The organism is Streptomyces sp. NPDC031426 (genome assembly GCF_055581585.1).
Genome location: NZ_JBVIJE010000041.1, coordinates 43373 through 51387, shown reverse-complemented (window position 1 = coordinate 51387; position 8015 = coordinate 43373). Strand labels below are relative to the sequence as shown.

General features: G+C 73.4%; 7 protein-coding genes. 4 read left to right on the top strand and 3 right to left on the bottom strand.

Translation table 11 applies throughout. The features are described from left to right. Positions 1-127 precede the first annotated feature (127 nt). Positions 128-1507: a hypothetical protein gene (locus ACZ5NH_RS41790; protein WP_468783239.1), complete on the top strand. Its 1380-nt coding sequence runs from the start codon at positions 128-130 to the stop codon at positions 1505-1507. A gap of 61 nt (positions 1508-1568) precedes the next feature. Here ACZ5NH_RS41790 and ACZ5NH_RS41785 read toward each other — a convergent pair whose 3' ends face one another. Both ACZ5NH_RS41785 and ACZ5NH_RS41780 read right to left on the bottom strand, forming a co-directional pair. Next, positions 1569-2873 carry a PH domain-containing protein gene (locus ACZ5NH_RS41785; protein WP_468783245.1) on the bottom strand — a complete coding sequence of 435 codons (1305 nt, stop codon included), beginning with the start codon at positions 2871-2873 and terminating at the stop codon, positions 1569-1571. Between the two features lie 71 nt (positions 2874-2944). Continuing rightward, positions 2945-3448: a PH domain-containing protein gene (locus ACZ5NH_RS41780; RefSeq protein WP_468783237.1), complete on the bottom strand. Its 504-nt coding sequence runs from the start codon at positions 3446-3448 to the stop codon at positions 2945-2947. 31 nt (positions 3449-3479) lie between these two features. Between ACZ5NH_RS41780 and ACZ5NH_RS41775 the strand changes: the two genes are divergently transcribed. Beyond that, positions 3480-4631: an NADH-quinone oxidoreductase subunit D gene (locus ACZ5NH_RS41775; protein ID WP_468783235.1), complete on the top strand. Its 1152-nt coding sequence runs from the start codon at positions 3480-3482 to the stop codon at positions 4629-4631. A gap of 41 nt (positions 4632-4672) precedes the next feature. Here ACZ5NH_RS41775 and ACZ5NH_RS41770 read toward each other — a convergent pair whose 3' ends face one another. Beyond that, positions 4673-5860, bottom strand: a complete 1188-nt coding sequence (locus ACZ5NH_RS41770) for an SAM-dependent methyltransferase (RefSeq protein ID WP_468783233.1) — start codon at positions 5858-5860, stop codon at positions 4673-4675. Positions 5861-5977: 117 nt separating this feature from the next. On the opposite strand from ACZ5NH_RS41770, the gene ACZ5NH_RS41765 reads away from it, so the two are divergent. Both ACZ5NH_RS41765 and ACZ5NH_RS41760 read left to right on the top strand, forming a co-directional pair. Continuing rightward, entirely contained in the window at positions 5978-7183 is a 1206-nt protein-coding gene (locus ACZ5NH_RS41765; RefSeq protein WP_468783231.1) for a sensor histidine kinase, read from the top strand. Positions 7184-7261: 78 nt separating this feature from the next. Next, positions 7262-7933 (top strand): response regulator, encoded by a 672-nt coding sequence (locus ACZ5NH_RS41760; protein ID WP_388636244.1) that lies wholly within the window; start codon positions 7262-7264, stop codon positions 7931-7933. Positions 7934-8015 lie beyond the last annotated feature (82 nt).

Sequence of the window (8015 nt, the reverse complement as noted above, 5' to 3'; positions counted from 1 at the left end):
TGGCTCAGCTCACGGCTGGTCGCCCACTGAGCCCCCACACGACTGACGCCGCGCAAAGCCGGTGATGTGGCCGGGTTTTTACGGGGCGGGGGTCCGCGATTCGCCTACGCGCGGTAAGTTTCTGGCCATGCCACGTGGACGCCACCGCCATTCACCACCATTGCATCGGTTGTTGCCTCCTTCGGCGATCGCCGGTGTCTCCGTCGTCTGCGCGCTGGGTCCCTGGGTGTTCTCCGATGCCATGGTGCTGCGCGCGCTGGCCGGGGCCGCTGCGGCCACGGCGGTCGTGGGCGCGTTCGTGATGCGCCGCTGGGACATCCACGCGGGCAAGCAGGTCGCCGACCTCACACGCGCGCGTGCCGGTGACGAGTGGCGGTACGAGGAGCGGCTCGCCGAACTGGAGACCGACCTGGAGGAGTCGCGCGAGCTGCGCACCAAGCTGGAGCAGCGGCTGCGCGCCAAGCGCGCGGAGCTGGCCGGCCTGCGCAACGAGCACGCGGCCCTGCTGCGCCGGTACGCCACGGCGGAGACCGAGCGCGCCAGCGCCCTGGAGGGGCGCCGGCTGCTGGAGATCGAGGCGACCGTGCCCTCGCCCGCGCTGCCGCCCGCGCGCCGCGCCGAGCCGGACCTGGAGCCGGCCGAGGAGCCCGTGGAGGCTGTCGCTGAGGCCGGGGCGGACTCCGGGGACGAGCCGACGGCGTACGCGGTGTTCTCACCCGAGGGCGCGCGGCTCTACCGGCAGGCCCTGACGGCCCTGGCCCGGTTCGACGGTGAGGCCGCGGAGGACTCCGTGACGGACGCCGAGGCTTCCGTGGACACGGCCACGCGCGTGGCTTCCGGGGAGGCGGCTTCCGGGGACACCGAGGCGGTGGCTCCCGAGGCGGGTGCGACCCACGCCGGCGAGGCCAGGGCCGACGCGGGCGCTGTTCCGGCGGGCACGGCCGATGTCCGCAAGACCGAGGCGCGCGGGGCGGACTCCGCCGCGCGGGCGGAAGGCATTGCCGAAGGCGCCCGTGAGGACGCGGCGGAACGCGTGACGGACGGCGCCGGTGCTTCCGTGAGCGAGGCCGGTGCGCCGGCCGCCCAGGAGGACGAGGCGCAGGGGAAGCCCGTGGCGGCCGACGGGCACGCGCGTGCGGCCGCCGCCCCGATGGCACCGGCCGAGAGCGCCAAGCCCGTGGGCCGGCCGCCCGCCGGGCACTTCACGGTGCCGACCGCGGTGGCCGTCGTACCGGCCGCGCCCGCGCGGCGCCCGGTGGTCGAAGGCGGTTTCGACTTCTTCGGCACCCAGAAGGACGCACCGAAGGCCGCGCTGGACTCCGTGCAGAACGAGGATCTCGCCGACGTCGTCGGCCCGGAGGCCCTCGCCGTGCACAAGGCCGAGGCCGAGGCCGAGTTCAAGCACGCCGGCGCGCAGTCGGACGGCGCCGGCCAGGTCATCGACCTGACCGCCCACGACGAGACCGAGCAGATCGACATCCAGCGGCTGCGCAGCGCGGCCTCCTGACACCGCACCACGCATCAGGCACTACCGGGCCCGGCTCCCGCGAGGGGAGCCGGGCCCGATGTCATCCGGTCATCCAGCGGTCGGGGCGGGCGTCCCGGCGGCCCGTACGCGACCGCTCCGCCTGGGCGTGCAGAAGCCGCGCGGCCTCCTGGGCGTCCCGCAGACCGGCCGTCACGGTCTTGTCGGCCCCGGTGTCCACGTGGACGTCGGCGAGCCGCCACAGACGCTGCCAGGGCCCCTGGCTCAGCCGCACGCTCTGCACCTTGGCATGCGGGACCAGCGAGAGCCGGCGCCGCAAAAGACCGTGCCGGGTGGCGAACACCGCGCCGGTGACCGCGAGACGGTGACCGCGCCACCACACCGGCACGCACCAGCGGGCCCGCCGCGGCGGCCGCGACAGCTCCTGAGGCACCGTCACACCCGGCAGCACGCGCGCGACGACCGACTCGGCGATCGGGCGCGGAGCGACCGGTACCAGCACCGAGTTGGCGGATCCGGCCACGTCCAGTTCCACCCGCACCCAGCCGAGCCACCGCCACAGCAGCGGCTCCACGATCCGCACGGTCTGCACCCGGCCGGGCGGGACCGTCTCGTGCGTACGGTCGAGCAGCCCGCGGTCGATGCGCAGGCCGTCCGGTGACTCGCTCACCTTCCAGTCGAACTCGCCGGTGAACCGTCCCGCGCTGCTCGCGCCCGCCGCGCCGAACAGCGGCAGGGCGGTCGCGAGGACCGTCCACAGGTTGTGGGTGGTGAGCCACAGCACGGTCGGTACGACGAGCGCGGCGCACAACGAGCCCCAGGTGGCGCCCGTCAGCAGCAGGGAGAGCGCCAGCGCGCGCGGGGGTACGCGCAGCAGCTCGCGCGCCGGCGCCTCGCCGACTTCGCGCGCCGTCTCGGGCGCGAAACCCGCCGCGCGCGCCAGCAGCTCCGCGCGCAGGGCGCGCGCTTCCTGCTCGCCGAGGAAGGCCAGTTCGTCCTTGTCGTCGGCGCCGACGACGTCGATCCGCAGCTTGGCGACACCCGCCACGCGCGCGAGGAGGGGACGGGAGACGTCCACGGCCTGGATGCGCTCCAGCCGGATGTGCGCGGCGCGCCGGAACAGCAGGCCGGTACGGATGCGCAGTTCGGCGTCGGTGACCGCGTAGTGCGTGAACCACCAGGACAGGAAGCCGTAGAGGCCGGCCACCGGCACCAGCACCGCGAGCCCCAGCAGCAGGGCGGTGGTGGTCAGCCGCGTCAGCTGCGCCTGTGTCCCGTTCGGGTCGTGCACCGCCCATCCGGCGACCACGGCGACCGGCGCCCACGCCCGGCGGAACGGCGTGACGGGGTGCAGTCGGCGCTCGGTCACCGGCGCGGGCGCCGGTATCTCCTCGTCGTAGTCCGCGGTCCTCTCCTCGTCGTCATCCGAGGTCACCTTCTCGCCGTGGTCCGGGGTCGTCACAGGCCCGCCGATCGCGCCTCGCCCAGCTCGGTGAGCCGGTCGCGCAGCCGTTCCGCCTCGGCCGGGTCCAGACCGGGGACGGTGGCGTCGGTCGCGGCGGCCGCCGTGTGCAGTTGCACGGTCGCCAGCCCGAAGCGCCGCTCGACGGGTCCGGAGGTGACCTCCACCAGCTGCATCCGCCCGTACGGCACCACCGTCTCCTCGCGCCACAGGACACCTCGACTGATCAGCAGGTCGTCCGCGCGCTCGGCGTACCGCCACGAGCGCCAGTTGCGCCCCACCAGCCGCCAGCACCACGCGGCGCAGGCCACGGGCACCAGGGCGAAGGCGGCCCACGCGGGCCCCACGAGCAGGCCCGGCAGCAACCCGGTGACGACCGCGAGCACCGCCGTCCACACCACCACGAGCAGTCGGCGCATCCGCATCAGGGCGGGCTGCAGTCCCCGCCACTCCAGCTCGGCCCCCGGTATCCCGGTCTCCTCCGGGCTCCCCGTTTCCATGGGGCCAGCGTACGTAGGGGAAACTGGGGCCATGACTCCTACGACGGAGACCACGGTCGGGATCGGCGGCGCCGCGGAAAGCACCGACATGGTGCTCAACATCGGGCCCCAGCACCCGTCCACGCACGGCGTGCTGCGGCTCAGGCTCGTGCTGGACGGGGAGCGCATCGTGCGCGCGGAGCCGGTGATCGGCTATATGCACCGCGGCGCCGAGAAGCTCTTCGAGGCGCGCGACTACCGCCAGATCATCGTGCTCGCCAACCGCCACGACTGGCTGTCGGCGTTCTCGAACGAGCTGGGCGTGGTCCTCGCCGTGGAGCGGATGCTCGGCATGGAGGTGCCCGAGCGGGCGGTGTGGACGCGCACGCTGCTCGCCGAGCTGAACCGGGTCCTGAACCACCTGATGTTCCTCGGTTCCTACCCGCTGGAGCTGGGCGGCATCACCCCGGTGTTCTATGCGTTCCGGGAGCGCGAGGTGCTCCAGAACGTCATGGAGGAGGTCTCCGGCGGACGCATGCACTACATGTTCAACCGCGTCGGAGGCCTGAAGGAGGACCTGCCGGCCGGATGGACCGCACGCGCGCGTGCCGCCGTCGCCGACGTGCGCTCGCGCATGGACGTCTTCGACGACCTGGTGCTCGGCAACGAGATCTTCCGGGGGCGCACGCGCGGGGTGGGCGCGATGACGCCGCAGATCGTGCACGCCTACGGCGTGAGCGGGCCCATCGCGCGAGCATCGGGCGTCGACTTCGACCTGCGCCGCGACGAGCCCTACCTGGCGTACGGCGATCTCCAGGACACCCTGAAGGTCGTCACCCGGAGCGAGGGCGACTGCCTCGCCCGCTTCGAGGTGCTCCTGGACCAGACCCACAACGCGCTCGATCTCGCCGACGCCTGCCTGGACCGGCTCGCCGAGCTGCCGCCGGGGCCGATCAACCAGCGGCTGCCGAAGGTGCTGAAGGCGCCCGAGGGGCACACGTACGCGTGGACCGAGAATCCGCTCGGCATCAACGGCTACTACCTGGTCAGCAAGGGTGAGAAGACGCCGTACCGGCTGAAGCTGCGTTCTGCCTCGTACAACAACATCCAGGCGCTGACCGAGTTGCTGCCGGGGACGCTGGTGGCGGACATGGTGGCGATCCTGGGCTCGATGTTCTTCGTGGTCGGCGACATCGACAAGTAGGCCGACAGCAGGCAGCCGACAGCAGACAGCGGGCGGCAGGCTCAGGCGAGCGGGTCCGGAATTCCAACGGGCTGCACCAGCCAGCCGAAGTCGCCGAGCCCGCCCGGGGCGGTGAGCTCGGCGGCCTCTCCGGCGCTCGCGAGGGCGCGCACATAGGCCGTGGGGTCCGTGGAGGCCAGCGCGAGCGGGGGGCGTGCGCCGGTGAGGTCCAGGGCGCGCAACGCGGCGCGCTGGGTGAGGAGGCGGGCGGGAGGCAGCGTGCGCGCCGTGGGGGAGGGCGCCTGCGACGTGTCAGTGGGCGTGTGCGCCGGACGCCGGGGCGTGGCCGAGGTCCTATGCGTGGTGCCGGGGGGTGTGCGCGCCGTATCGAGGGGCGTGCGGGACGCGTCCGAGGGCGTGCGCGCCGTGACGGCCGCCGCGCATGCGTCCAGGGCGACGTGCGCCGTGATGTCGCACAACCCGTCCGGCACGGGCGCCGTCTCGCGCCCTTCCCGGAAGCCGGTGAGCGTCCCGAACGGGGGGCGCGTGCCGACGGTGTGCGCGTAGTCCACGGCCACCGCGAGCCCGCGCACCACCCGGTCCACCGCCGAGGCCCACGCCAGATCCCGGGGCAGCCCGATCTCCGCGCGCAGCCCCTCCTCGGCCGGCAACGGCCACCACCGGGCGAGCCAGTCCGCCTCCGCGCCGGTCACCGGCTCCCCGAGCCGTTCGGTGCCGTCCTCGGTGACGAGCACCAGCCGGGGCACGCCCGCGGAGTCGACCTCGGCCACGTCCACGGGCACGTTGTCCAGCCACTCGTTGGCGAACAGCAGGCCCGTGACGGTGGCCGGAGGCATGTCCAGCCAGGTGATCCGTTCGTCCAGCCCGGCCGGGCGGTCGGCGAGTTCGACGGCGTAGCCACGCGCGCGTGCGGCCACGTGGGCAGGCAGGGCGGCCAGCACCCCGGAGACCAGTTCGCCCCGCCCCGCGCCCATGTCGACGAAGTCCAGCACCGGGGGCCGGCCCAGTGCCTCGTCGACCCGGCACAGCAGCCGGGCCACGGCTTGCGCGAACAGCGAGGAGGCGTGTACGGACGTACGGAAGTGGCCGGCCGGGCCCTCCGGGCGGCGGTAGAAGCCGCCGGGCCCGTACAGCGCCGCCTCGGTCGCCGCACGCCAGCCGCGCCGGCCGCCCCCGCCGTCTCCGTCGCCGGGGCGCGGTCCCGCTCCCCGTGCCGTCTCATCCGTCACCGGACCAGACTAGGCGCACAGATGATCACCTCCTCCACCTTGCGGAGTACGCGCCCCGGGCACGGATCGGCCCTCCGGTTGACCCTGCATGCATCCGGTTTCCCTACTCTGGGTTACGTGCAGCGCCTCTACGACTTCCTCCGCCGCCACCCGACCTGGGTCGACACCTTCTGGGCCGTCGTCCTGTTCGGGCTGTCCGGTCTGAGCGTGGTCAATCTCCACGGGGTGCCCGGTCACCACATGACGCTCGCCGGGGGGATGGCCGTGTCCGCCGTCCTGTGCGTCGTCGTCGCGCTGCGCCGCCGGTTCCCGGAGCCGATGCTGCTGGTCGCCCTCGCGACGGGTCTGGCCCAGCTGGTGGTGGACGTCGAGACGACCGTCGCCGACTTCGCCATGCTGGTGATCACCTACACGGTGGCGACGGTCGGCGCGCGCTGGGCCTCCCGGCTCGCGCTCGCCGCCAGTCTCGTCGCGGCGCCCCTCGCGCAGATCCGCTGGCCGAACGAGCACACCAGTTTTCCGGGGCAGATCGCGATAGTCGTCTTCCAGACGGTGCCCTTCGCGCTCGCCTGGGTGCTCGGTGACTCCATGCGCACGCGGCGTGCCTACTTCGCCCAGCTGGAGGAGCGCGCGGCCCGCCTGGAGAAGGAGCGCGAGGCGCAGTCGAAGGTCGCGGTCGCCGCCGAGCGCGCCCGTATCGCGCGCGAGCTGCATGATGTCGTGGCGCACAACGTGTCGGTGATGGTGGTGCAGGCCGACGGCGCGGCCTATGTCCTCGACGCCGACCCCGACCAGGCCAAGAAGGCGCTGGAGACGATCTCCTCCACCGGCCGTCAGGCCCTCGCCGAGATGCGTCGGCTGCTGGGCGTGCTGCGCACCGGGGAGCACCAGGAGAGCGGGGAGTACGTCCCGCAGCCGGACGTCGGGCAGATCGACGAGCTGATCGAGCAGTGCCGCAGTTCCGGTCTCCCGGTCGACTTCAAGGTCGAGGGCACCCCGCGCCCGCTGCCGAGCGGCGTGGAGCTGACCGCGTACCGGATCGTGCAGGAGGCGCTGACCAACACCCGCAAGCACGGCGGGCCCCACGCGGGCGCCAGCGTCCGGCTGGTCTACTTCGACGACGGGCTCGGCCTGCTCGTCGAGGACGACGGCAAGGGCGCGCCGCACGAGCTGTACGAGGAGGGCGGCGCCGACGGCCAGGGGCACGGGCTGATCGGTATGCGCGAACGGGTCGGCATGGTCGGCGGCACCCTGGACGCGGGCCCGCGCCCGGGCGGAGGATTCCGCATCAGCGCCCTGCTCCCGCTCAAACCGGCGCACTGACGCAGCCGTACGCCCCCTGTTGACACCTGTACACCCTCGCCCTGAAGCCACCTCACCGCCCCGAACGAAAGAGGCCCGATGACGATCCGTGTGATGCTCGTCGACGACCAGGTGCTGCTGCGCACCGGGTTCCGGATGGTGCTCGCCGCCCAGCCGGACATGGAGGTCGTGGCGGAGGCGGGCGACGGAGTCGAGGCCCTCCAGGTGCTGCGGTCCACGCCCGTCGACGTCGTCCTGATGGACGTCCGCATGCCCAAGCTGGACGGCGTGGAGACCACCCGGCGGATCTGCGTGGAGCCCGATCCGCCCAAGGTGCTGATCCTGACCACCTTCGACCTGGACGAGTACGCCTTCTCCGGGCTGAAGGCGGGCGCCTCCGGCTTCATGCTCAAGGACGTGCCGCCGGGTGATCTGCTGGGTGCGATCCGGGCGGTGCACAGCGGTGACGCGGTCGTGGCGCCCTCCACCACCCGGCGCCTGCTGGACCGTTTCGCGCCGATGCTGCCGTCCACCGGCAAGGAGTCGCAGCACAGGGAGCTGGACCGGCTCACCGACCGGGAGCGCGAGGTGATGGTGCTGGTCGCGCAGGGCCTGTCCAACGGTGAGATCGCGGCCCGGCTGGTGCTGAGCGAGGCCACGGTGAAGACCCATGTGGGCCGCATCCTGACCAAGCTGGGCCTGCGCGACCGGGTGCAGGTCGTGGTGCTCGCCTACGAGACGGGTCTGGTACGCGCGGGCGGCCACGGCTGACACCCGGCCCTGCGGGCCGCCTCGGCGGTCACGGCTGGGGCGCGCTGTGGCAGCGGCCCCGGCGGTACGAGACCCGGCTCAG